The sequence below is a fragment of the Bartonella sp. AP19HLJMH genome, from assembly GCF_042196245.1.
GTDB lineage: Bacteria > Pseudomonadota > Alphaproteobacteria > Rhizobiales > Rhizobiaceae > Bartonella.
The window spans coordinates 1-996 of the sequence record NZ_JBHIPX010000073.1; the positions used below are offsets into that span (position 1 = coordinate 1).

The 996-nt window shown below is 43.0% G+C and carries 2 protein-coding genes; both read right to left on the bottom strand.

Going from position 1 to position 996, the window contains the following annotated elements:
- A partial coding sequence (locus ACFINR_RS09420) for a hypothetical protein (RefSeq protein ID WP_375654238.1) occupies positions 1 to 690 on the bottom strand: 690 nt, incomplete at its 3' end.
- Position 691: 1 nt separating this feature from the next.
- Positions 692 to 996: hypothetical protein (locus ACFINR_RS09425; protein ID WP_375654239.1), on the bottom strand; the 305-nt coding region annotated here is incomplete at its 5' end.

Sequence of the window (996 nt, forward strand, 5' to 3'; positions counted from 1 at the left end):
CATATTCAACCTATTCCAGCCGCTATTGTCTTGTTCCAGCCAACGTTCACGATTGGCATCAACAAGGCGTTGATTGTAGTCATTAAGAACAGATGACCCCTGCAACATATTCGAATAGGCATTATTATAAGAGGGGAATAAGTTGCCTATCATGCCTAAGCGATACTTATTAAAATCACCAAGTAAGGCATTAGCATGTAACATATCCTGCTTATTCTGACGGTAATGATTAATCCTAGCACTTTTAGACAATGCATCAAGTTCACGCGCCAACACTTTTGTATGTGCACCAGATCCATAACCACCAGCACCTACAAAAGAGCTGTTAATCGTATCTCTCACATCATCCATAGATTTTTTAAGTACATCTTCAAAATCCTGATCATAGCCCCCTTTATAACTAGAAGCCAATTCACCAATATTTCTTTCTGCCTGCATGGGAGTATTCATCAAATGATTCATATAATTTTGATATTGATGAGGAATAGCTCCAAGACCTCCGATTGCTTGGTAAGTTGGAGCACTTAAAGGTGCAACACGAGGTCCCCCATACACATTACCACCCATCCCTGTATCATACAGATTATACGCATCTGCACCCCCACGCTTAAAGACATTCTGCATCCAAGCGGGAGGGGCACTTGTCTGCACCTGCTTCTGTTCTGTCGTTGTTGGTGTCTTGCTCCCCATGTCACAATTCCTTCCTATAATAAAGCATATCTATGCCATAGCCTTGCTTGTCCAATGCGCGCTTCCAACCTAAACGACCCAAGATCTCCATTTCAGAAGCCCCATTCTCACGCGCCCAATCCTCTACAAATGTCAAATTATCAACTTGATCAAGAACGCCCTTGCCACTACATTCACAAATCAGAGCGCGCTTCTTTCCTAAAACTGTCTGTTGTATCTGGGTCGTGAATGCCGCTAAAAAGCGCTCGTCATCATCCAAAACAAGCCATAACTGTTTCTTGCCGCTGCAAATCGCTTCAATGAGCT